18 protein-coding genes and 2 pseudogenes are annotated in these 22,432 nt (G+C 70.2%); 10 read left to right on the top strand and 10 right to left on the bottom strand.

The features are described 5' to 3' along the window. Nucleotides 1-167: 167 nt before the first annotated feature. On the bottom strand, nucleotides 168-674 hold the full coding sequence (locus tag MKW14_RS14240; protein WP_240862870.1) for a MarR family winged helix-turn-helix transcriptional regulator: 507 nt from the start codon (nucleotides 672-674) through the stop codon (nucleotides 168-170). A 163-nt stretch (nucleotides 675-837) separates the two neighbouring features. Between MKW14_RS14240 and ilvA the strand changes: the two genes are divergently transcribed. The 4 genes and pseudogenes from ilvA to MKW14_RS14220 all read left to right on the top strand — a co-directional run. Beyond that, on the top strand, nucleotides 838-2,067 hold the full coding sequence (gene ilvA / locus MKW14_RS14235; protein WP_240862794.1) for a threonine ammonia-lyase: 1,230 nt from the start codon (nucleotides 838-840) through the stop codon (nucleotides 2,065-2,067). A 250-nt stretch (nucleotides 2,068-2,317) separates the two neighbouring features. After that, nucleotides 2,318-3,328 (top strand): ATP-binding cassette domain-containing protein, encoded by a 1,011-nt coding sequence (locus tag MKW14_RS14230; RefSeq protein ID WP_240862792.1) that lies wholly within the window; start codon nucleotides 2,318-2,320, stop codon nucleotides 3,326-3,328. Nucleotides 3,329-3,524: 196 nt separating this feature from the next. After that, nucleotides 3,525-4,325 carry an ABC transporter permease gene (locus MKW14_RS14225; RefSeq protein WP_308314602.1) on the top strand — a complete coding sequence of 267 codons (801 nt, stop codon included), beginning with the start codon at nucleotides 3,525-3,527 and terminating at the stop codon, nucleotides 4,323-4,325. 219 nt (nucleotides 4,326-4,544) lie between these two features. Next, a pseudogene (locus MKW14_RS14220) lies at nucleotides 4,545-4,901 on the top strand (ABC transporter permease); the annotation flags it as partial. A gap of 98 nt (nucleotides 4,902-4,999) precedes the next feature. On the opposite strand, the gene greA reads toward MKW14_RS14220, so the two are convergent. Both greA and MKW14_RS14210 read right to left on the bottom strand, forming a co-directional pair. Further along, the gene (greA, locus tag MKW14_RS14215) at nucleotides 5,000-5,500 is read right to left on the bottom strand and encodes a transcription elongation factor GreA (protein ID WP_240862790.1); all 501 of its coding nucleotides are present in this window, start codon (nucleotides 5,498-5,500) and stop codon (nucleotides 5,000-5,002) included. A 168-nt stretch (nucleotides 5,501-5,668) separates the two neighbouring features. Next, complete coding sequence (locus tag MKW14_RS14210; protein ID WP_240862788.1) at nucleotides 5,669-6,067, bottom strand: DUF4307 domain-containing protein; 399 nt, start codon at nucleotides 6,065-6,067, stop codon at nucleotides 5,669-5,671. A 129-nt stretch (nucleotides 6,068-6,196) separates the two neighbouring features. Here MKW14_RS14210 and mca point away from each other — a divergent pair, with 129 nt between their 5' ends. Beyond that, on the top strand, nucleotides 6,197-7,078 hold the full coding sequence (gene mca, locus MKW14_RS14205) for a mycothiol conjugate amidase Mca (protein ID WP_240862786.1): 882 nt from the start codon (nucleotides 6,197-6,199) through the stop codon (nucleotides 7,076-7,078). Then, nucleotides 7,071-7,319, top strand: a complete 249-nt coding sequence (locus MKW14_RS14200; RefSeq protein ID WP_240862784.1) for a hypothetical protein — start codon at nucleotides 7,071-7,073, stop codon at nucleotides 7,317-7,319. The genes mca and MKW14_RS14200 overlap by 8 nt, the downstream gene beginning before the upstream one ends. A gap of 21 nt (nucleotides 7,320-7,340) precedes the next feature. Here MKW14_RS14200 and MKW14_RS14195 read toward each other — a convergent pair whose 3' ends face one another. Next, on the bottom strand, nucleotides 7,341-10,541 hold the full coding sequence (locus MKW14_RS14195) for a tetratricopeptide repeat protein (protein WP_240862783.1): 3,201 nt from the start codon (nucleotides 10,539-10,541) through the stop codon (nucleotides 7,341-7,343). Between the two features lie 170 nt (nucleotides 10,542-10,711). On the opposite strand from MKW14_RS14195, the gene MKW14_RS14190 reads away from it, so the two are divergent. Then, a complete protein-coding gene (locus MKW14_RS14190) occupies nucleotides 10,712-12,748 on the top strand; it encodes a thioredoxin domain-containing protein (protein WP_240862781.1) in 2,037 nt (678 codons plus the stop codon). Here the strand turns inward: MKW14_RS14190 and MKW14_RS14185 are convergent. The 4 genes and pseudogenes from MKW14_RS14185 to trhA all read right to left on the bottom strand — a co-directional run bounded on the left by MKW14_RS14185 (nucleotide 12,745) and on the right by trhA (nucleotide 15,406). Further along, entirely contained in the window at nucleotides 12,745-13,461 is a 717-nt protein-coding gene (locus MKW14_RS14185) for a Mut7-C RNAse domain-containing protein (RefSeq protein ID WP_240862778.1), read from the bottom strand. The genes MKW14_RS14190 and MKW14_RS14185 overlap by 4 nt on opposite strands. 33 nt (nucleotides 13,462-13,494) lie before the next feature. Beyond that, nucleotides 13,495-14,130: a TetR/AcrR family transcriptional regulator gene (locus MKW14_RS14180; protein WP_240862776.1), complete on the bottom strand. Its 636-nt coding sequence runs from the start codon at nucleotides 14,128-14,130 to the stop codon at nucleotides 13,495-13,497. A gap of 83 nt (nucleotides 14,131-14,213) precedes the next feature. Beyond that, a pseudogene (locus MKW14_RS14175) lies at nucleotides 14,214-14,483 on the bottom strand (MFS transporter); the annotation flags it as partial. 176 nt (nucleotides 14,484-14,659) lie between these two features. Further along, nucleotides 14,660-15,406, bottom strand: coding sequence for a PAQR family membrane homeostasis protein TrhA (gene trhA / locus MKW14_RS14170; RefSeq protein WP_240862774.1), 747 nt, complete (start codon nucleotides 15,404-15,406; stop codon nucleotides 14,660-14,662). Nucleotides 15,407-15,749: 343 nt separating this feature from the next. Here trhA and MKW14_RS14165 point away from each other — a divergent pair, with 343 nt between their 5' ends. Beyond that, complete coding sequence (locus MKW14_RS14165; protein ID WP_240862772.1) at nucleotides 15,750-17,573, top strand: phosphoenolpyruvate carboxykinase (GTP); 1,824 nt, start codon at nucleotides 15,750-15,752, stop codon at nucleotides 17,571-17,573. Nucleotides 17,574-18,084: 511 nt separating this feature from the next. Here MKW14_RS14165 and MKW14_RS14160 read toward each other — a convergent pair. Continuing rightward, a complete protein-coding gene (locus tag MKW14_RS14160; protein WP_240862770.1) occupies nucleotides 18,085-18,501 on the bottom strand; it encodes an SCO4983 family protein in 417 nt (138 codons plus the stop codon). A gap of 101 nt (nucleotides 18,502-18,602) precedes the next feature. Next, nucleotides 18,603-19,814, bottom strand: a complete 1,212-nt coding sequence (locus MKW14_RS14155; RefSeq protein ID WP_240862768.1) for a pyridoxal phosphate-dependent aminotransferase — start codon at nucleotides 19,812-19,814, stop codon at nucleotides 18,603-18,605. Nucleotides 19,815-20,000: 186 nt separating this feature from the next. Between MKW14_RS14155 and MKW14_RS14150 the strand changes: the two genes are divergently transcribed. Both MKW14_RS14150 and MKW14_RS14145 read left to right on the top strand, forming a co-directional pair. Then, a complete protein-coding gene (locus tag MKW14_RS14150) occupies nucleotides 20,001-20,576 on the top strand; it encodes a hypothetical protein (protein ID WP_240862765.1) in 576 nt (191 codons plus the stop codon). A gap of 70 nt (nucleotides 20,577-20,646) precedes the next feature. After that, nucleotides 20,647-22,395: a P-loop NTPase fold protein gene (locus MKW14_RS14145; RefSeq protein WP_240862763.1), complete on the top strand. Its 1,749-nt coding sequence runs from the start codon at nucleotides 20,647-20,649 to the stop codon at nucleotides 22,393-22,395. The last annotated feature ends 37 nt before the right edge of the window (nucleotides 22,396-22,432 follow it).

The raw sequence follows: 22,432 nt of genomic DNA, 5'->3' as shown, positions 1-22,432 counted from the left end.
CACACGCGCGTGAAGCTCCATGCCCCTGCCCCCGCGCGCAGCCCCCGACGCAAGCGCGTGAGGCGTCGCGCACCTACTCGCGCTCAAGCATCCTGCCCCTACCCCCGCGAGCGTGAAGCACCACGCCCCTACCCCGCCCACGTCCCCCGTCGCAGCCCACCGAGTGTCTACGAGGGTGTCGACGCCTCCGGGCCGGGGACGCCGTGGGCCGTCATTCGGGCGGACAGGGCGGTGTTGAAGCGGGTCAGGAGCGCGCAGAACGCCTCGCGCTCCTCCGGCTCCCAGTCCTGGGTCAACTCCGCCATCAACTGTCGCCTGGAGGAGCGCACTTCCTCCAGTCGGGAGAGCCCGCGCGGGGAGAGCTGGAGCACCACCGCGCGCCCGTCCTCCGGGTGCGAGGTGCGCTTGACGAGCCCGGTGTCCACGAGCGGCGCCACCTGCCGGGTCACCGTCGAGGAGTCGATGCCCATGCTGGCGGCGAGCGCCTTGACGCCCATCGGACCTTCCTTGTCCAGGCGGTTGAGCAGCAGGTATGCGGCGCGGTCCATGGAGTTGCGCACCTGCCCGACCCCGCCGAGCCGGGTCTGTTCGGCACGCCGGGCGAAGACCGCCACCTCGTGCTGCAGCGTGTCGAGGAGACCGCTGTCACCGACGGTCGTCATGTCCATCGACATTTCAGGTGTTGTGGGCATGGCCGGAGGCTCGCTTCATGAAGGTGGTCTGTGAATGGGGGACAGAGTACGCGGCCGGAAGGCGGGCCGTACCGGCGCTGCGCAAACCAGTCTCGGACGTTGGTCACACCGGTCGCGGGACCCTGTGAACTGCGATGCTTGAGTCATGAGCTACAGCACGGCTGACTCCTTGCGGCACGTGACCCTCGACGATGTCCGGGGCGCCCAGAAGATGCTCTCGGGTGTGGCACGGATGACGGCGATGGAGGGCAGCAGGCATCTGTCCCAGCTGGTCGGCGCGCCAGTGCACTTCAAGTGCGAGAACCTCCAGCGGACGGGCTCCTTCAAGCTGCGCGGCGCGTACGTCCGGATCGCCGGGCTTCTGCCGGAGGAGCGGGCCGCCGGGGTGGTCGCGGCGAGCGCCGGCAACCACGCGCAGGGCGTCGCCCTCGCGTCCTCCCTGCTCGGCGTGCGGGCGACGGTGTTCATGCCGCAGGGCGCGCCGCTGCCGAAGATCAGCGCCACGCGCGAGTACGGCGCCGAGGTCCGCCTGCACGGGCAGGTGGTCGACGAGACGCTGGCCGCCGCGCAGGCGTACGCGGCCGAGACGGGCGCGGTGTTCATCCACCCCTTCGACCACCCCGACATCATCGCCGGCCAGGGCACGGTCGGCCTGGAGATCCTGGAGCAGTGCCCGGAGGTGCGGACCGTCGTCGTCGGCATCGGCGGCGGAGGCCTCGCGGCCGGAATCGCGGTCGCGGTGAAGGCCCTGCGGCCGGACGTGCGGATCGTGGGCGTGCAGGCGCAGGGCGCGGCGGCGTATCCGCCCTCGCTGACGGCCGGGCACCCGATGTCGGTCGAGAACCCGGTGACGATGGCCGACGGCATTAAGGTCGGGCGGCCCGGGGACGTGCCGTTCGGGATCGTCCAGGAGCTGGTGGACGAGGTCCGCACGGTCAGCGAGGACCAGCTCGCCGCCGCGCTGCTGCTGTGCCTGGAGCGGGCCAAGCTGGTCGTCGAACCGGCCGGCGCGAGCCCGGTCGCCGCCCTGCTGAGCGAGCCCGGGTCCATCGCGGGCCCGGTCGTCGCGGTGCTGTCCGGCGGGAACGTGGACCCGGTGCTGATGCAGCGCGTGCTGCGGCACGGCATGTCGGCGCAGGGCCGCTACCTTGCGGTACGGCTGCGGCTGACGGACCGGCCGGGGGCGCTCGCGACGCTTCTCGGGGTGTTGTCAGTGGTCGACGCTAACGTCCTCGATGTGAGTCACGTACGGACCGACCCACGGCTCGGGCTCACGGAGGCGGAGGTCGAGCTGCACCTGGAGACGAAGGGGCCGGAGCACTGCGCCGAGGTCGGCCGGGCGCTGCGCGAGGCCGGTTACACGGTCATCGGCTGAGGGCAGGCACGCCGACTTCGGCTGAGGTCGTCGACCCGTCGCGGGCCGCCCACATCAAGCGGAACGGCCTGCTCAGGGGCTCTTCGTCACCCGATGTCACTCGATCGGGTAAATCCATTGAGGGACGCGATACATCGCGTTATGGTGTGTCTCGTGGCCGCCGCTGCGTCACCGATCAGGCGGAACAAATCGCACAAACCTAGGCTTGCCTAGGCCTCTCCCAAGAATCCCCGACGACGTGGAGACTCACATGCCAGGCGCCATCTATGCCGAAGGTCTGGTGAAGACCTTCGGGGACGTAAGGGCTCTGGACGGCGTCGACCTCGATGTCCCCGAGGGCACCGTGCTGGGCCTGCTCGGGCCGAACGGCGCGGGCAAGACGACCACTGTCCGCTGTCTGACGACCCTGCTGCAACCGGATAGCGGCAAGGCCGTCGTCGCCGGCCTCGACGTGCTCAAGCAGCCGAACGAGGTGCGCCGCTCGATCGGCCTGTCCGGCCAGTTCGCCGCGGTCGACGAGTACCTGACCGGCCGTGAGAACCTCCAGATGGTCGGCCAGCTCTACCAGATGAGGGCCAGGGCGGCGAAGGCCCGCGCCGAGGAGCTGCTGGCCCAGTTCGACCTCGCGGACGCGGCCGACCGCCCCGCCAAGACCTACTCCGGCGGCATGCGCCGCCGCCTCGACCTCGCGGCCGCCCTCGTCGTGTCCCCGCCCGTGATGTTCATGGACGAGCCGACGACCGGCCTGGACCCGCGCAACCGCCAGCTGCTGTGGGAGGTCATCAAACAGCTCGTCTCCGGCGGCACGACCCTGCTGCTGACCACCCAGTACCTGGAAGAGGCCGACCACCTCGCGCACGACATCGCGGTCGTCGACCACGGCCGCGTCATCGCGCGCGGCACCTCCGACCAGCTCAAGGCGCGCACCGGCGGCGAGCGCGTCGAGGTCGTGGTGCACGATCGCGAGCACATCACGCTCGCCGGGGAGGTCCTCGCCGGCTTCGGCAAGGGCGAGCTCACCGTCGAGGAGCACACCCGCAAGCTCACCGTGCCCGTCACCGGAGGCGCCAAGCTGCTCGCCGAGGTCATCCGCGAGCTGGACGTCCGGGGCATCGAGATAGACGACATCGGGCTGCGCCGCCCGACCCTCGACGACGTGTTCCTCTCCCTGACCGGCCATGTCGCCGAGATCAAGGAAGCCGAGAGCGACGAGCAGGCCGGGCCCAAGGGACGCGGTCAGAAGACGGAGGCAGCCAAGTGAGCGCCATCACGGACGCCGTGCGGGTCGCGCCGAGCGCGAACCCGGTCAGCCAGTCCTTCCGTGACTCGCTGGTCGTCGCCAAGCGCAATCTGATTCGGATGTCCCGCATCCCGGATCCTGTTCGCCCGTGTTGGTCAGGATCCATCTCGCCGCGCGTCCACGACCGGCGGCCCAACCTGAGGAAGGGAGGGGTGAAGTGAGCGCCATCAGCGATTCCCTGGTGATCACCCGCAGGAACTTGATTCGGATGACCCGGATTCCTGAGATGGTGATCTTTGGCCTGGTCCAGCCCATCATGTTCGTGGTGCTGTTCACCTACGTCTTCGGCGGCTCGATCCAGGTCGGCTCGTCCACCTCAACCCAGGCTTACCGTGAGTTCCTGATGGCGGGCATTTTCGCCCAGACGGTGACGTTCGCTACGGCGGGCGCTGGCGCGGGCATTGCCGACGACATGCACAAGGGCCTCATCGACCGTTTCCGTTCCTTGCCCATGACTCGGGGCGCAGTCCTGACCGGCCGAACCATCGCCGACCTGGCCCAGACAGCACTCACCCTCGTCGTCCTGGCGATTGTTGCTCTGATCGTAGGCTGGCGCACCCACGAGAACTTTGGCAAGGTGCTCGCCGGCTTCGGCCTGCTCCTGCTGCTCGGCTACGCGTTCTCATGGATCGGCGCACTCATCGGCCTGTCCGTGCGCACGCCTGAGGCGGCGACCTCGGGCGGCCTCATCTGGCTGTTCCCGCTGACCTTCATCTCGAACGCGTTCGTGGACGCGAATCAGATGCCGACCTTTCTGCGGCACATCGCGGAGTGGAATCCATTCAGCGCTACTGTGCAGGCGTGCCGCGAGCTGTTCGGCAACCTTCCCCCGGGCTTCAAAGCGTCCGACGCCTGGCCCATGCAGCATCCAGTTTGGGCGTCACTGCTGTGGTCCGTGCTGATTATCACGGTGTTCCGAACGCTAGCGGTTCGCAAGTACCGCAGGGCAGGCGCCTGAACAAATCCCATCGCGTCTCTGACCAGCGATAGAGTCCAACAGAAAGAGCGCTCTCCATCGAACTGGAGGGCGCTCTTCCTGTTTTTCCACACCCCAGGCCCTGCTTTGCTCGCTGCCGGAATCGCGGAAGATCTCGCCGAAAACCGCGAGTTCGCCCGCGAAGCGATGAATGAACAGGGGTGGCGCGAATGAGCTGCCGGAAGAGGAAGCAACCCCAGCCTGGCCAAGTTGCTCGGCTACGCCTTCACCTGGATCGGCGCCCTGATCGGCATGTCGGTGCGCACGCCCGAGGCGGCGACCTCCAGCGGACTGATCTGGCTGTTCCCGGTGACGTTCATCTCGAACGCCTTCGTGGACACCAGCCACATGACCCCGTGGCTGCGGCACATCGCCGAGTGGAACCCCTTCAGCGCTACCGTGCAGGCCTGCCGGGTCCTGTTCGCCAACCCCGGCCAGTCCCAGTCGGACGCCTGGCCCATGGTGCACCCGGTGTGGGCCTCGCTGATCTACTCGGCGCTGATCATCGTCATATTCCGGACCCTCGCGGTGCGCAAGTACCGCTCGGCGACCGCGTGACTCCGACCGAATGGGCCACTGGATGACCCGACCGCATGACGATGCCCCCGGCTTCACCGGGAAGCCGGGGGCTCGCCAAGGGCGTGCAGGGGGCCGGGTCAGCCGTTGTAGGGCTCGGCCTTGAGGATCCGTACGGAGGCCTTCTTGCCGTTCGGCAGCTCGTACTCCGCGTCCTCACCGACCTTGTGGCCGATCACGCCGGAGCCCAGTGGGGACTGCGGCGAGTAGGTCTCGATGTCGGAGCTCGCGTACTCGCGCGAGGCGAGCAGGAAGGTCATCGTGTCGTCCTCGTCGCCGTCGAAGGCGATCGTCACGACCATGCCGGGCGCCACGGCGCCGTCCGCCGACGCCGGGGCCTCGCCGACCTTGGCGTTCTCCAGGAGCTGGGTCAGCTGGCGCACACGGAGCTCCTGCTTGCCCTGCTCTTCCTTGGCCGCGTGGTACCCGCCGTTCTCACGCAGGTCGCCCTCCTCGCGCGCGGCCGCGATCTTGGCGGCGATCTCCGTGCGCGCAGGACCAGACAGGTACTCCAGCTCGGCCTTGAGCTGGTTGTACGCCTCCTGGGTCAGCCAGGTGACGTTCTCGCTGGTCTGGGTCACAGGTGCTCCTCGTAGGTACTGGGAATACAAAGCATCGCCCTACCCAGAAGAATGTTCCTTCACGGATGGGCGAAACCACGAGCCTAACAATTCAGCGGCCGAAGGGGGAGGACATAAGCCCTCAGAATTACGTCGACGCAGGTCAGCCGCCACGTTTCCGGGCTGACGTCAGTCGGCGTGGCAGCCGAGCAGCTCCGCCGTGGTGCCCGGGGCCGTCGTGCGCAGCGTGAGGACCCGGTCGATTCGGGTCGCGCTGCCGGTGAAGCGGAAGTCGGCCCGGCCCACCTCGCTGCCGTCCGCCGCCTGGGAGCGGATCGTGCAGTAGCCGGAGGTACCGGAGTCCTTGCGGACCTCCAGATGGATCTGCACCGAGTCCTTGTGGGGCTCGAAGGTGATGACCTCGCCGCTGATCTTGTTCTGGCCGACGTAGTGGTAGGCGAAGTAACCGATCAGTGCCAGCAGCAGGGCGCCGAGCACCGCACCGGCGATCTTGAGTTTGCGGTCGGCGCGCTCGTCCGAGGAGCGACCGTAGCGGCCCTCGGGCAGCTGAGTGCTCGCCGTACTCATGATCGTCCTCTCGGCGCGGGGGCCTCCGGAGCCGGACCCCGGAATTATTCGCCTCCCGATTCGGTCACTATAGAAGCCGCCGATCGCACCCGAAGACACCGGGGGCGCCGACTTACCAAGGATTGAGTCTTGACTGACCAGCTGCGACTGATGGCCGTGCACGCCCACCCCGACGACGAGTCGAGCAAGGGCGCGGCCACCATGGCGAAGTACGTGTCCGAGGGGGTGGACGTGCTGGTCGTGACCTGCACGGGCGGGGAGCGCGGCTCCATCCTCAATCCGAAGCTGCAGGGGGACAAGTACATCGAGGAGCACATCCACGAGGTACGCAAGAAGGAGATGGACGAGGCCCGCGAGATCCTCGGCGTCAAGCAGGAGTGGCTGGGCTTCGTCGACTCCGGCCTGCCCGAGGGCGACCCGCTGCCGCCGCTGCCCGAGGGCTGCTTCGCGCTGGAGGACGTCGACAAGGCGGCCGGCGAGCTGGTCAAGCAGGTCCGCGCCTTCCGTCCGCAGGTGATCACCACCTACGACGAGAACGGCGGCTACCCGCACCCCGACCACATCATGACCCACAAGATCTCGATGGTGGCGTTCGAGGGCGCGGCGGACGCCGAGAAGTACCCGGAGGCCGAGTTCGGGCCCGCGTACCAGCCGCTGAAGCTGTACTACAACCAGGGCTTCAACCGCCCGCGCACCGAGGCGCTGCACAACGCGCTGCTGGAGCGCGGCATGGAGTCGCCGTACGGGGACTGGCTCAAGCGGTGGGCGCAGTTCGAGCGCGCCGAGCGCACCCTGACCACGCACATCCCGTGTGCCGACTTCTTCGAGATCCGCGACAAGGCGCTGATCGCGCACGCCACGCAGATCGACCCCGACGGCGGCTGGTTCAAGGTCCCGATGGACATCCAGAAGGAGGTCTGGCCGACCGAGGAGTACGAGCTCGCCAAGTCCCTCGTCGATACCTCCCTCCCCGAGGACGACCTCTTCGCGGGCGTCCGGGACAATGCCTGACATGAGCGCAAGCGTGAGCCTGGCAATGACGCACCTCGTCCCCCTCGCCAAGGAGGTGGACGAGAACAAGGTCACCCCCGGTGTCCTCGGCTTCATCGTCTTCGCGGCGATGGCCCTGGCCGTGTGGGGCCTGATGAAGTCCATGAACCGCCACATGGGCAAGGTCGAGTTCAAGGAGAAGGGCGACCCGGACGCCGAGTCCGGGAAGACCTCCGCCGGCCCCAAGGCACGCCAGAGCTGACGAGGCGGGCGGTGGTGCCGGTCACTGTCTGGCCGGCACCGCCACGCCCATGACCTCCCGCGCATGCCGGCTGGGCGCCATCCCCAGCCGCCAGGCCTGCCAGCCCGCCTCCAGGCTCACCCCCCGCTCCAGCAGCAGCTGGTACGCCCCCACGTAGTCGTCGAGCTTCTCGTCGCGCAGGGGGTGGTCGGTGCGGGCGAGCTCGGCCAGGTCCTCCTGGGCGACCGCGGTGCCGACCTCCACGCCACCGGGGGCCGCGTAGGGGAGCAGGGTGCAGCGCAGGAAGCGGGCCCAGTCCTCGCCGCGGCGGTCGCCGTAGGAGGCGAACAGGTCCGCCGCCTCGTCGCACAGGGCGAGGGCCTGCTGGGTGCGGGCGTTGCCCGCGTCCACCACCGCCAGCTCCAGACACGTCCACGCCTCGCCGTGGGCGACGCCGATGCGCTGGAAGTCGGCGCGGGCGTCGACCAGCAGCTGGCGGGCGAAGCCGGAGTTGCGCAGCGACCCCGTCTGGGCCGCCCGCTGGTCGCGGGTGACGCGGGCCGAGTGGTGCCGGGCGCACGCGAGGCCGTAGACGTCCCGCATCCGGGAGAACATCGTGCGGGAGCGCTCCAGCTCACGCACCGCCCGATCCAGGTCGCCGGTCTCCTCCAGGGCCTGGCCCAGGTAGTAGATCGTCCAGGCCTCGCCGCGCGCGTCCTCGTTCTCCCGGTGGCGGGCCGCCGCCTGGCGCAGACCGTCGACCGCCGGGGAGGGATCGCCGGCCACCAGCCGGGCGCGTGCCAGCTGGGTCAGCGCCCACGCCTCGCCACGGGCGTCGCGGGTACGGCCGTACCGGTCGAGGGCCGCCTTCAGCTCCACCTCCGCGCGCGGGACGTCCCCCGTCCGCAGAACGAGCTGGCCCAGCTGGAAGTGGGCCCAGGCCTCGCCGTGCAGGGACTCACCGGCGTGGTGCAGCACCAGGGACTCGGTGAGCAGCCGCATCGCCTCGGGCAGCCGGCCGCGGTCGCGCTCCACCGCCGCCAGCGCGTGCATCGTCCAGGCCCGGTCCGTCGCCAGTTCGGGGACCGACTGCAGCTGAAGGGCCTCCCGCAGCCGCGCCGTCGCCTCGGTCAGATTGCCCTGGTGGTGCAGGGTGATGCCGAGGGAGCACAGCGCCCGGGCCGCGCCCGCGTCGTGGTGGGCCTCCATGTACAGGTCCACGACCGAGGTCAGGGTCGTCCGGGCCTTGTCCAGCTCGCCCAGCTGACGGGCCGCGATGCCGGTGCGCCACTGCACCGAGCGGACCAGCAGGCCCTGGTCGACGGCCTGCGCCAGCTCGCTGATCTCGCCCAGCCGGTAGAGGTCGCCGCGCAGCAGGCAGTAGTCGCACAGGGCGCCCAGCAGGTTCAGCACGGCCGCCTGGTTCACGCCCTCCGCGTGCCGCAGCGTGGAGGTGATGAAGCTCGACTCGTCGTCCAGCCAGCGCAGCGCCTCGTCCAGGGAGGTGAAGCCGTGCGGGCTGAAGCGGTCCGAGCGGGTCGACATGTTGCCGTCGACCAGACGCAGCACCGAGTCGGCGAGATCCGCGTAGTTCACGATCAGGCGTTCCTGCGCCGCCGTACGCTCGGCCGGGTCCTCCTCGTCGAGGAGCCGGGCCTGCGCGAAGGCGCGGACCAGGTCGTGCAGCCGGTAGCGGTTGCCCCGCACGTGGTCGATCAGGCCCGCGCGGGACAGGGCCACCAGATGGCGGGTGGCCTCCGTCTCGTCGGTCGCGAGCAGGGAGGCCGCGGCGGCGGCGCCGAGCGAGGCGCGGCCGGCCAGCGCGAGTCGGCGCAGCAGCCGCCGGGCCGTCTCCGACTGGTCGGTGTAGCGCAGCCACAGCGCCCGCTCCGTCGGCTCGACCGGGCCGTACGCCCCGAGGTCCGTGGCCAGTTGGCGCGGTGAGCGCGGCCCCAGGGAGGACCCCGCGATGCTCAGCGCCAGCGGCAGGCCGCCGCACAACTGCCTGATCCGGTCCGCGGAATCCGCGTCGTACGGTCCGGAACTGTCCTGCGCCGCCGCGTCCAGCAGCTCCTCCGCGCCCGCCGCGTCCAGCGCCTCCACCGGCAGCTGGTGGACGTCCGCCGGCAGGGCGGCGGGCAGCGCGAGGGGCTCGCGGGCGGTGACCAGGACCAGGCTGTCGGAGCGCTCCGGGACGAGCGTGCGGACCTGCTCCGGGTCTGAGGCGTCGTCCAGGACGATCGTCACCGCGACTCCCGCCAGATGCTGGTGGTAGAGCTCGCTCAGCCGCTTGACCTGCTGGTCGGGGGAGGAACGCTCACGGAACAGCAGCTGCTCGCGGGGCGCGCCCAGCCGGTTGAGCAGATGGAGCAGGGCGTCACGGGTGGACAGGGGCGACTCCTCCGCGCTGGCGCCGCGCAGATCGACCACGCAGGCGCCGCGGAAGTAGTCCTTCAGGTCGTGCGTGGCCCGTACGGCGAGCGTCGTACGGCCGCTGCCGGGCGCACCGTGCAGCACGACGACCGTCGGACGGGTCGCCGTCGCCGCCCGCGAGGCCTGCACCCACTGCCGGATCCGCGCCATCTCCTGCCGTCGGCCCGCGAACGCGCCGACCGGCTCCGGTAGTTGACCGAACGACTGCGCCAGCACGCTTCGTCCGCGGGCCGCCGCGCTCTTGTCCGCGCCGCGCAGCTGCGGGCCCGTCTTCTTCGGGCCGGTCGATGCGGCGAGGACGCGCTGCTGGTCCAGGAACGGGCGGATGCCGCGCACCTCCAGCGCCGTCAGCCACTGCAGCCGCAGCTGTTCGGGCCCGCCGGGCTGGTTCGCGGCGCCGGCGCGGTGGTGGGCGGCGGGCAGATGGGAGCCGGCCACCTTGACCACCGTCGCCGCTGCGGCCACGACGCCCACGGCCACGCCGGCTCCCAGCGCGGTTCCCGTGTCCGTGCCCAGGACCAGGTCGGAGACGGCGGCCGCGAGAGCGGCAACGGCCGCCACGAGCAAGGGGGTTCCGGCGCCCTCCTTCGCGTACCGCTGCGCGAACGAGAGCCGCCCGGCCTCCGCCTCGTCCAGCGCGCGGGTGTAGGCCTCGTACTCCTCGGCGGACGTCTCGGCCATCGCGTCCAGCGCGCCGCGCGCCCGCGACAGCAGGACCGTTCCGTCGGTACGTCCGCCGGAGCGCCGTACCTCCTCCTCCACCGCCCGTGCCAACAGCCGTTCGGCATCAGCCCGATGGCCGTCCCGCATGTCCCGTCCCCCTCCGGCGGCAACTCCATTGCCTACGAGTGTCCTTCGCCCGGGCCGCGAGCGCGAGAGGGCGGCGATCACCCGTGCCGCGCGAGACGGTCCCCCCGAGGGGGCGCGCCCGGTCAGCGGGCGTCACTCCGCGTCGCCGGAGCCCGTGGGAGAGTGGGGGAGTGAACCGACTGGCCCATGAGACGTCCCCGTACCTGCTCCAGCACGCCGACAACCCCGTCGACTGGTGGCCGTGGTCGGCCGAGGCCTTCGACGAGGCCCGCAAGACCGGCAGACCGGTTCTGCTGAGCGTCGGGTACTCGAGCTGCCACTGGTGCCATGTCATGGCCGGCGAGTCCTTCGAGGACCAGGACACCGCCGGCTTCATGAACGACCACTTCGTCAACATCAAGGTCGACCGTGAGGAGCGGCCGGATGTCGACGCCGTCTACATGGAGGCGGTGCAGGCGGCCACCGGGCAGGGCGGGTGGCCCATGACCGTGTTTCTCACGCCCGAGGCCGAGCCCTTCTACTTCGGCACCTACTTCCCGCCCGCCCCGCGGCACGGCTCGCCGTCCTTCCGGCAGGTGCTGGAGGGGGTGCGGGCCGCGTGGGCGGACCGGCGGGACGAGGTGGCGGAGGTCGCGGGGAAGATCGTGCGGGACCTGTCCCAGCGGGAGATCAACTACGGCGGTACGGAGATCCCCGGCGAGGAGGAGCTCGCGCAGGCGCTGCTCGGGCTGACCCGGGAGTACGACGCGCAGCGCGGCGGGTTCGGCGGGGCGCCCAAGTTCCCGCCGTCCATGGTGATCGAGTTCCTGCTCAGGCATCATGCCCGCACCGGTTCCGAGGGCGCCCTGCAGATGGCCTCGGACACCTGTGAGCGGATGGCCCGCGGCGGCATCTACGACCAGCTCGGGGGCGGGTTCGCGCGCTACTCCGTCGACCGTGACTGGGTGGTCCCGCACTTCGAGAAGATGCTGTACGACAACGCGCTGCTGTGCCGCGTCTACGCCCACCTCTGGCGCACCACCGGCTCGGAGCTCGCCCGCCGGGTCGCCCTGGAGACCGCCGACTTCATGGTGCGCGAACTGCGCACGAACGAGGGCGGGTTCGCCTCCGCCCTGGACGCCGACAGCGACGACGGGACGGGCAGGCACGTCGAGGGGGCGTACTACGTGTGGACGCCCCGCCGGCTCGCCGAGGTGCTCGGGGACGAGGACGCCGAACTCGCGGCCCGGTACTTCGGGGTGACCGAGGAGGGCACCTTCGAGCACGGTCAGTCCGTCCTCCAACTCCCGCAGCAGGACGAGCTGTTGGACGCCGGCAAGGTCGCCTCCATCCGGGAGCGGCTGCTCGGCGCGCGGGCCGGGCGGCCCGCGCCCGGCCGGGACGACAAGGTCGTCGCCGCGTGGAACGGTCTCGCGATCGCCGCGCTGGCCGAGACCGGCGCCTACTTCGACCGCCCGGACCTGGTCGAGGCCGCGGTCGGCGCCGCCGATCTCCTCGTCCGGCTGCATCTCGACGAGCACGCCCGCCTCGCCCGTACCAGCAAGGACGGCCAGGTCGGCGCCAACGCGGGCGTGCTGGAGGACTACGCGGATGTGGCCGAGGGCTTCCTGACGCTCGCGTCGGTCACGGGGGAGGGGGTGTGGCTGGAGTTCGCCGGGTTCCTGCTGGACCATGTCCTCGCGCGCTTCGTCGACGAGGAGTCGGGTTCGCTGTACGACACCGGCGCCGACGCCGAGCGGTTGATCCGCCGGCCGCAGGACCCGACGGACAACGCGACGCCCTCCGGCTGGACCGCCGCCGCGGGCGCCCTGCTGGGTTACGCGGCCCAGACCGGCGCGGAGCCCCATCGCACCGCCGCCGAGCGGGCGTTGGGCGTCGTGAAGGCGCTCGGTCCGCGGGTGCCCCGGTTCATCGGCTGGGGGCTGGCGGTCGCCGAGGCCGTGCTCGACGGGCCGAAGGAGGTCGCGATCGTCGGACCGGCGATCGACGAGGAGGGCACCAGGGCCCTGCACCGCACGGCACTTCTGGGCACCTCCCCGGGCGCGGTGGTCGCCGTCGGAACACCGGGAAGCGACGAGTTCCCACTGCTCGCCGAGCGCCCTCTCGTCGACGGACGGCCCGCCGCCTACGTCTGCCGCCACTTCGCCTGCGACGCCCCGACCACCGACCGGGACCGGCTGCGGGCCGCGCTGTCCGGCCGCGGCTAACCCGCGAACTCCTCCAGGGCGCGTTCCACGATGGCCACCAGCTGCTCGTGGTGCGCGCCCTTCCAGTAGGCACGTCCGCAGTCCCGGCACTGGGCGAAGACGTCGTACGACCGCTGGGTCCCGCCGTGCAGCTGGTCCGCCACCTCCTCCTTGGTGGCCTCCTTCAGCAGGCCGTTGCAGGCGGTGCAGCGGGTCCAGGGCCGCAGTTCGGGGCGGAACCGGTCGAGGACGTCCCGGAGTTGGTCCTCGGGGCGGGTGCTGTAGACGTAGGCGCCCGCCCACAGTTCGCGGCGCCGCAGCAGACCGCGGTCGCGGCTGAGCATGACCCGCTGCTCGGCGGCGGAGAGGGCGGCGAGGGCCGGGTCGCCGATGTCCGTCGACTCGTAGGCGGTGTCCACGCCCAGCAGGCGCAGCCGGCGGGCGAGGGTGCCGAGGTGGACGTCGAGCAGGAAGCGCAGGGGTGCGCCGGGGATCTGCTGGGGGCGCTCGACGGGCCGCACCTCCACCGCGTCGCCGGCGGCGGGGACGTACGACGTCGGGACCTCGCGGCCGTGGACCCAGAGGGAGCCGACCTCGGTCAGCGGCACGCCGGCCGATTCGACCACGTGGCCGAGGGAGGAGACACCGTCGGTGACGAGCGTCCGGCGCGGGCCGCGCGGCACGAACGGGGTCAGGTCGGGGGCGAACTCGACGTGGATCTCGGGACCGTTCACCCGGTCAGGATGGCATGTCGCGGGGCGCGGGGCTCAGGGGTTTCGGGTGGGCAGGCCGTGTTCCATGACGTCGAGGGCCTGGTGCATGAGGTCCTTGAGCTCGCCCTTGAAGTCGTTCTCCGCCCAGTACATGGAGACCTCCATGAGGCCGCCGATCAGGGACATCGCGCAGACCCGGACCCGGAGGTCGACCGGCTCCAGGCCGCAGCGGTCGGCGATCGCCTCGCACAGCATGCGCCCGGTCTCCGACATGCTCTCGAACATCCGGGCGCGGACGGCGGGGACCTGGACCCCGAGATGCGCGCGCATCCTCATCATCTCGGGGTCTTCCCGGGTGGTGAGCTCGATCGCCGTCTCCATGATGTGGCGCAGCGAGTCCATCCACGGCTCACCGGGGGGCCTGGCCCGCAGCTCTTCCAGCATCAGCGGGTCGTACTCGTCCGTGAGGACGATGTCCTCCTTGGTGGGGAAGTACCGGAAGACGGTGGACGGCGACACCTCCGCCCGGTCGGCGATCTGCTCGATCGTCGTGGCGTCGTACCCCTGCTCCTTGATCAGCGCGTAGGTCGCGGTCCGGATCGCCTCGCGGGTCTTGATCTTCTTACGCTCGCGAAGTCCCAACTGAGGGCGGTCGGAGGGGGAGGAGAAGGGCGTGCGTGGGGCCGTCATGGGGTTGATTGTCAGGCATTCTCGGCGGCGGTGACCAAGTCGGGTTCGGGGCTTGGTGCGGGCTGCCCGGATGCCGTGCGCGGCAGGTCCCCGGCCAGTGCGCCCATGAGCGAGCCGGCGAGGAAGACGCCGAGTCCGGCGATCAGCATGCGGCGCCGTCCGAAGCGGCCGCCGAGGAGGCCCGCGGGGAGCATCAGCGCCGCGAAGACGACGACGTACGCGTCCGCCATCCTCCCCCAGTGCTGAACGCCTGGGGGCACCCCCAGCTGCTGACCGGTGGTGGCGCCGAGGTCGGCGGCCATGGTCGGCAGCGCCACGTTGAGGATCGTCGTGTCGAAGCCGAGCGTGAGCATGCTCGCGACCAGGGCGCCGAGGGCCCACCAGCGTCGGGGTTCGGGGTCTCGATGACAGCAACCATTAAATGAGAGTAACTCTCAAAATAAAGTAACTGTCAATCGCGAGCACCTACCGGCATATGAGAAATGGCCACGGCGGGAAGCCGTGGCCAGGGGGAGGGGCGGTGGAGCGGTTACGCGTGCTGGTACGCGACCAGCGAGATGCCGACGTAGTGCACGACGAACGCGGCCAGCGTGAAGGAGTGGAAGACCTCGTGGAAGCCGAACCAGCGCGGTGAGGGGTTCGGCCGCTTGATGCCGTAGATCACGCCGCCCGCGCTGTAGAGCAGGCCGCCGACGACGACCAGGACCAGGACGGCGATGCCGCCGGTGCGCATGAAGTCGGGCAGGAAGAAGACGGCCGCCCAGCCCATCGCGATGTAGCAGGGGGTGTAGAGCCAGCGCGGGGCGCCGACCCAGAAGACCCGGAAGACGATCCCGGCCGCGGCCGCTCCCCAGATGCCCCACAGCAGCCACTGCCCCTTGGCGCCCGGCAGCAGGAGCATCGTCAGCGGGGTGTAGGTGCCCGCGATGATCAGGAAGATGTTGGCGTGGTCGAGGCGGCGCAGCACGCCGTCCATGCGCGGGCTCCAGTTGCCCCGGTGGTAGAGCGCGCTCACGCCGAACAGCAGGCAGGCCGTCAGCGCGTAGATCCCGCAGGCGATGCGTCCTCTGGCCGAGTTCGCGAGGGCGGTGAGGACCAGGCCGGAGACGAGTGCGGCCGGGAACATGCCCAGATGCAGCCAGCCGCGGAGCTTCGGCTTGATCGGCTCGGTGAGCTGCTGCGCGTGCTGCTTGATCTGGTGCGGGATGGAGGGCGTTTCGGAACCGCGGCCGGCGGCCGGCGTTCCGGTTGACGCGTCGGGGACGGGCGCTGTCATGCCTCGCATCGTACCTACGGAACCGTAAGTTACGGATCAGTGCGGGCTCGGAAGCGGCCAAGAGTGGCCATCATCTCACGACAGTCGGCAACCGGCGCATACCGCGCAAAGGAACGGTCACTTGAACCCCAGGTGCACGCAAATAAACGCGTCGCACACAAAAGAGGCGTGACGATCCCCACTCCGCTCACCTGTGAGGCCCTCTGGACATATGGGCACTCGCGTCGGATGATCAAATGAGTGCGGTCGACACCGGATGAGCGCTGAAGATCCAGCCACGAAGCATCCGGGTCGCAGCCCCCACGGGGCCTCCAAACACAAAATCCCTCATTTAGGAGCAATCGTGGCGCGCGACAACGCGGCTCCCCCCGTCATTCCCACCCAGCATCAGGAACTGGTCTCGTGGGTGAACGAGATCGCCGAACTGACCCAGCCGGACAACGTGGTCTGGTGTGACGGATCCGAGGCCGAGTACGAGCGCCTGTGCGAGGAGCTCGTCTCGAAGGGCACCTTCAAGAAACTCGACCCGATCAAGCGCCCCAACTCGTACTACGCCGCCTCCGACCCCACCGACGTCGCGCGCGTCGAGGACCGGACCTTCATCTGCTCCGAGAAGGAGGAGGACGCGGGCCCGACCAACCACTGGAAGGACCCCGCCGAGATGCGAGAGGTCTTCTCCGGCGAGAAGGGCGTCTTCCGCGGCTCGATGAAGGGCCGGACGATGTACGTCGTCCCGTTCTGCATGGGCCCGCTCGGCTCGGACCTCTCCGCGATCGGCGTCGAGATCACCGACTCCGCCTATGTCGCGGTGTCGATGCGCACGATGACCCGCATGGGACAGCCCGTCCTCGACGAACTCGGCTCCGACGGCTTCTTCGTCAAGGCCGTGCACACGCTCGGCGCCCCGCTCGCCGAGGGCGAGGCGGACGTGCCGTGGCCGTGCAACTCCACCAAGTACATCTCGCACTTCCCCGAGAGCCGCGAGATCTGGTCCTACGGCTCCGGGTACGGCGGCAACGCCCTGCTCGGCAAGAAGTGCTACGCCCTGCGCATCGCGTCCGTCATGGCCCGCGACGAGGGCTGGCTGGCCGAGCACATGCTGATCCTGAAGCTCACCCCGCCGACCGGTGAGTCCAAGTACGTCGCCGCCGCCTTCCCGAGCGCCTGCGGCAAGACCAACCTCGCCATGCTGGAGCCCACGGTCTCCGGCTGGACCGTGGAGACCATCGGCGACGACATCGCCTGGATGCGCTTCGGCGAGGACGGCCGGCTGTACGCCATCAACCCCGAGGCCGGATTCTTCGGCGTCGCCCCCGGCACGGGTGAACACACCAACGCCAACGCGATGAAGACCCTGTGGGGCAATTCGGTCTTCACCAACGTGGCGTTGACGGACGACAACGACATCTGGTGGGAGGGCATGACGGAGGAGACCCCGGCCCACCTCACCGACTGGAAGGGCAACGACTGGACGCCGGAGTCCGACACCCCGGCCGCCCACCCCAACGCCCGCTTCACCGTGCCGGCCTCGCAGTGCCCGATCATCGCGCCCGAGTGGGAGGACCCGAGGGGCGTGCCGATCTCGGCGATCCTCTTCGGCGGCCGGCGCGCTTCCGCCGTCCCGCTGGTGACCGAGTCCTTCGACTGGAACCACGGTGTCTTCCTGGGCGCCAACGTGGCCTCCGAGAAGACCGCGGCCGCCGAGGGCAAGGTCGGCGAACTGCGCCGGGACCCGTTCGCCATGCTGCCGTTCTGCGGCTACAACATGGGCGACTACATGGGGCACTGGATCGACGTGGCCAAGGACAAGGACCAGTCCAAGCTGCCGAAGATCTACTACGTCAACTGGTTCCGCAAGAACGACGAGGGCACGTTCGTCTGGCCCGGGTTCGGCGAGAACAGCCGCGTCCTGAAGTGGATCGTGGAGCGGCTCGACGGCAAGGCGGAGGGCGTGGAGACGCCGATCGGCGTCCTGCCGGCCAAGGGCGCCCTCGACACCAAGGGTCTCGAACTGTCCGAGTCCGACCTGGAGTTCCTGCTCACCGTCGACAAGGACGTGTGGCGCGAGGAGGCTTCGCTGATCCCCGAGCACCTCAACACCTTCGGTGACCACACGCCGAAGGAGCTGTGGGACGAGTACCGGGCGCTGGTGCAGCGGCTCGGCTGACGTCCCTGTGGTGAGACTCCGCGGCCGGTTGGGATGTGCCCTGACCAGTGATCGTCACGGCCGACCGCGGTGTTGTACGGCGAGGCCGCGCACAACGGCGTGTGCGGCTCGGGCCTGCCCTTGACCTTCCGTCCGCCCCGACGGAAGGGAAGGGGCAGGCCTTCGCCGTTTGTCGTCCGCGAGGACGGTCCCAGCGATACGTCTCAGGCCGGGGAGCGACCCGGAACCCAACAATCCCGGACGGGTGGGGTGAACGGGGAGTGTCGCGATCGCTCCGGCCGCAACGCGCCCGAAGGGGCGCGGGGAACTGCGCGACAAGCCACAACGAGCCCGCAGCCGCACATCAACATGAACCCCCACGGCGAACAGGCACCACGACGACCACCGGCACTGAACAACCCGGCGTAACAAAAGCGCGCCGCTCAAGCCAACGCAGTGTGTGGCGCCCGGTCCGCGCGTCGCTGCGGGTGCACGCGGACCGGGGCCGTCTGGGGGAGCCCCCGGTGGGGGCTCAGCGGGACGCGAGTTCGCGGGGGTCGAGGGCCTCCGTGTGCGCGTCCATGCGTTCCGCGGCGAGGATCGCCGCCGCCGTGTCGGCCCGGGAGGCCGCCACGACCAGGGCGCGGCCCGCGAGGGCGTGCGCCCGCTCGTGCAGGGTGGTGAGGTCGACCTCGGCCGGCGCCATCCGCATACGCACCGGCGTCACACCGCCGCGCAGCCGGGCCACCTGTTCGGCGAGCCGCTCGGCCGCCTCGTCCAGGTCGGCGGAGGGAGCCGCCGTCCGCAGCTCGTCCGTGACGGCGAGCAGCGCGGCGAGGTGGCCCGCGAGCTGGATGTCCAGCTCCTCCTCGCGGGAGCGGTGGGGAAAGTCGGAGGTCGTGCCGGCCATCGTGCTGTGGACCGACTTGGTGCGGATCGGTTCGTACATGGGATGGCCTCCAGAAGCTGTCAGGAAACCATCCTAGCTTAGATTTCGTCTAAAGTTGAGCGCATCCAAGAAGATCCTGGAATTCGTGGCCCGAAGAATGTTTAAGGCTGGCCGTAGCCGTCCAGGAACCGCCCGATCCGCCCCACCGCGTCCCGCAGATCCGTGACCGTGGGCAGGGTCACGACCCGGAAGTGATCGGGCTCGGGCCAGTTGAACCCGGAACCCTGCACGACCATGATCTTCTCGCTGCGCAGCAGGTCCAGCACCATCCGCCGGTCGTCCTTGATCTTGAACACCTTCGGGTCGAGCCGCGGGAAGAGGTACAGCGCTCCCTTCGGCCGTACGCAACTCACCCCCGGGATCCGCGTCAGCAGCTCGTACGCCGTGTCCATCTGCTCCTTCAGCCGCCCGCCCGGCAGCACCAGGTCGTTGATGGACTGCCGCCCGCTCAGCGCGGCGACCACCCCGTGCTGACCGGGCATGTTCGCGCACAGCCGCATGTTCGCGAGGATCGTCAGACCCTCGATGTAGGAGTCGGCGTGCGCGCGCGGCCCGGAGATCGACATCCAGCCCACCCGGTAGCCGGCCACCCGGTACGCCTTCGACATGCCGTTGAAGGTGAGGGTCAGCAGGTCCGGCGCGACCGCGGCGGTCGGGGTGTGCGTGGCGCCGTCGTAGAGGATCTTGTCGTAGATCTCGTCGGAACAGACCAGCAGGTTGTGGCGGCGGGCGATGTCGGTGAGCCCCTTGATCATCGCCTCGTCGTAGACGGCCCCGGTCGGGTTGTTGGGGTTGATGATGACGATGGCCTTGGTGCGGTCGGTGACCTTGCGCTCGACGTCCGCGAGGTCGGGCATCCAGTCGGCCTGCTCGTCGCACCGGTAGTGGACGGCCGTACCGCCGGACAGGGACACGGCGGCGGTCCACAGGGGATAGTCCGGGGCCGGCACCAGCACCTCGTCGCCGTCGTCCAGCAGGCCCTGCATCGCCATCACGATCAGCTCGGAGACGCCGTTGCCGATGAAGACGTGCTCGACGTCCGTCTCGATGCCGAGGGTCTGGTTGTGCATGACGACCGCGCGGCGGGCGGCCAGCAGGCCCTTGGCGTCGCCGTAGCCGTGTGCCGTCGAGACGTTGCGGAGGACGTCCTCCAGGATCTCCGGGGGGCACTCGAAGCCGAAGGCCGCCGGGTTGCCGGTGTTCAGCTTGAGGATCCGATGCCCGGCCGCCTCGAGCCGCATCGCCTCCTCGAGCACCGGGCCCCGGATCTCGTAACAGACGTTGGCGAGCTTGGTCGACTGGATCACCTGCATGTCTGGGAGCTTACGGCCCGGTAACGCCTCTGGGACCGTGTTTTCCACCACGCGAGACGCCTGGGTTTGGGCTGTTATCGCCGGTAGCTGTCCCAGTGGTCCCACCAGTCCCTAGAATGCGCGGTCATGTCCGGGTCACCTCAGCACGCGCACGGGAAAAACGGCGTCCCACAGGATCCGCCGAACGTGTACCACCCGATCCCGGAATCGACGCCCGTGTACGAGGGCTACGCGGACCCGGCGGCCGCGCACGGCTGGCAGAACGCGTACGACCCGACGGCGGAGCTGCCCAGGGTGTCCGGGACCGACCCCGCCCTCCCCGCCGGTGGCCCCGCCGCCGCACGCCGGCGCGAGCGCGGGACGCGGGGACGGAGGCGGGTGCTGGTCGCCGCGGGGGCGGCGGGCGCGCTGTCGGCGGCCGTGATCACCGCGCTGTCCCTCTCGGGCGCGTCCACGGGAGGAGCGGAGGGAAAGGAGGGGCGGCACGCGTCGGCGGACGCTTCCCCGACACCCACGGCGTCCCCGCGCGGCGCCGGGGCCTCGGCGGCCCCCGCCGCCACGTCACCGTCCGCCCCCGCGAGCGAGTCGACGGCCCGCGGCGCCGCGACGGCCGGGAGCGGGGCACCGGCCACCGCACCGCAGCCCTCGACCGGGACGACCACCGCCCCCGTCACCTCGCCCCCCATCACGACCACCGCGGCCCCGGGCAACTCCGGCAACAGACAGGGGCGGGGACAGGGCGCCACGAAGCACCCCAAGTGAGGACCGGAACAAGGCCGTTCCCCAAGTCCCTCCTTCCCCCGGTAGGTTGATTCCGCCGAAGGGGGAGTGCATGGAGTTCTCGCTGCTCAACGACGAACCGGTGGCCGAGGCGGAGGGCGATCGGCTCGGGTCCGGGCGGGCCGCCCGCGAACTCGCCAAGCTGCTGTGCGACTCCCGCGGGGCCACGCCGTTCACCCTGGCCGTGGACGCCGGCTGGGGCATGGGAAAGAGCAGCCTGATGAGGTTGGTCTTGGAGGAGCTGACGGAGAAGGACGTCAAGGCGGTCTGGTACAACGCTTGGACCTCCACCGGCGCCGACGCCCTCGAAGGGCTCATCAAGACCGTGCTGATGGGCCTCGACAAGCGCGTGATGCGACGCGCGGTGTCCAGGCTCACCGAGAAGAAGACGGTGCTCACGGCCCTGCGGGTGACGCTGACCGTGGCCGGGGCGCCGTTCGGGATGGCGGGACTGGTCGACCGGTTCTGGCAGGAGCTCTCCGTCGACGCCAAGGCCCGCAACGAGATGCTGAAGGCGCTGCGGGACCTGGCCGTCGAGTGGGCCGAGCAGACACCCCACAGCCCCCGCCGCATGCTCGTCGTCTTCATCGACGACCTCGACCGCTGCTCCGAGGAGACCGTGCTCGCCGTGTGCGAGGCGGTGAAGGTGTACCTCGACGTGCCCGGGCTGGCCTTCGTGATCGGCTGCGACCGGGCGGCGCTGGCCCCTACCGGTCTGCTGCGCGACCTGGGACCGGCCGGATCGGCCTTCATGGAGAAGGTGTTCCAGACGAGCTACCGGCTGCCGGTGCCGGGCGCGGCGGAGATCCAGGCGTACGCGCGGCACTGCGCCGAACGTTCCGGCCTGCGCGAACTGCTCGACGACGACCTGGTACGGCTGATCGCCGACCGCTCGGCCCGCAACCCCCGCCGGATCAAACGGCTCATCAACGGCTTCGGGCTGGAGTGCGCGCTCAATCCGGTGTGGGCGCGGTTCAAGCCCGAGGCGGTGATCCGCACCCTGCTGCTCCAGCATCTGTACGCCGACTTCTACCGGCTCCTGGTCTCCGGCGACGGCACCCGGCCACACGCGGCCCGGGAGTTCCTGGAGTACGCGACGGCCCGCCGGGTGCTGAGCCAGTGGGCGCGGGTGGACGACGAGTCGTGGCGTACGACGGTGGACGCGCTGACGGGGCACGGACTCGCGGCCCCCTCGGCCGAGGACCGGGAGAACTGGGAGTCGGTGCTGGCCCGGCTGGAGGAGGATCTGCCGACCTCGTTTCCGGCGCTGGCCCGCGACCAGAACTTCGTGCACCTCATCGAGGAGTGGATGCGGCTGCCCCAGGCCGACGAACTGCTCCAGCGGTTACGGCAGGGGGACCTGTCCCCGGTCACGGCCCGGACGGACGACGACCCGGAGGCGGGGGCGGGAGACGAGTACCGGGGTGTCACCGTGCTGTGGGTCGACGACTATCCGGAGCAGAACGAGACCTTCGCCGCCCGCTATCTGCGGCGGCACGGTGCCGACGTCCTGTTCGCGGAGAACGGCCGCACCGCCGAGCGGATCCTCGGCACCCACCCCGTCGACCTGCTGATCTCCGACATCACCCGGGACACCGGCCCGGACGTCGGGCTCACCGATCTCGCGAGCTGGCGGGAGAAGGGCCTCTTCCAGGGGCCGGCCGTCTTCTTCACCGGCCGTGTCACCCCGGCCCGCGAGCAGCGCAGCCGTGAACTCGGCGCCCGCATCACGAGTGACGGCAACGAACTCTTCCAGCACATCGACAGCGCCTGCGCGGAAATCCGCCAACGCCGGTCCTGAAACGACTCCTTGCCCGGGCATCCCCCTCCCCTCACAA

The sequence above is a fragment of the Streptomyces gilvus genome, assembly GCF_022513565.1.
GTDB lineage: Bacteria > Actinomycetota > Actinomycetes > Streptomycetales > Streptomycetaceae > Streptomyces > Streptomyces gilvus.
Note: the sequence above shows the minus strand (reverse complement) of the source record. Positions and strands in the feature narration are given on the sequence as shown.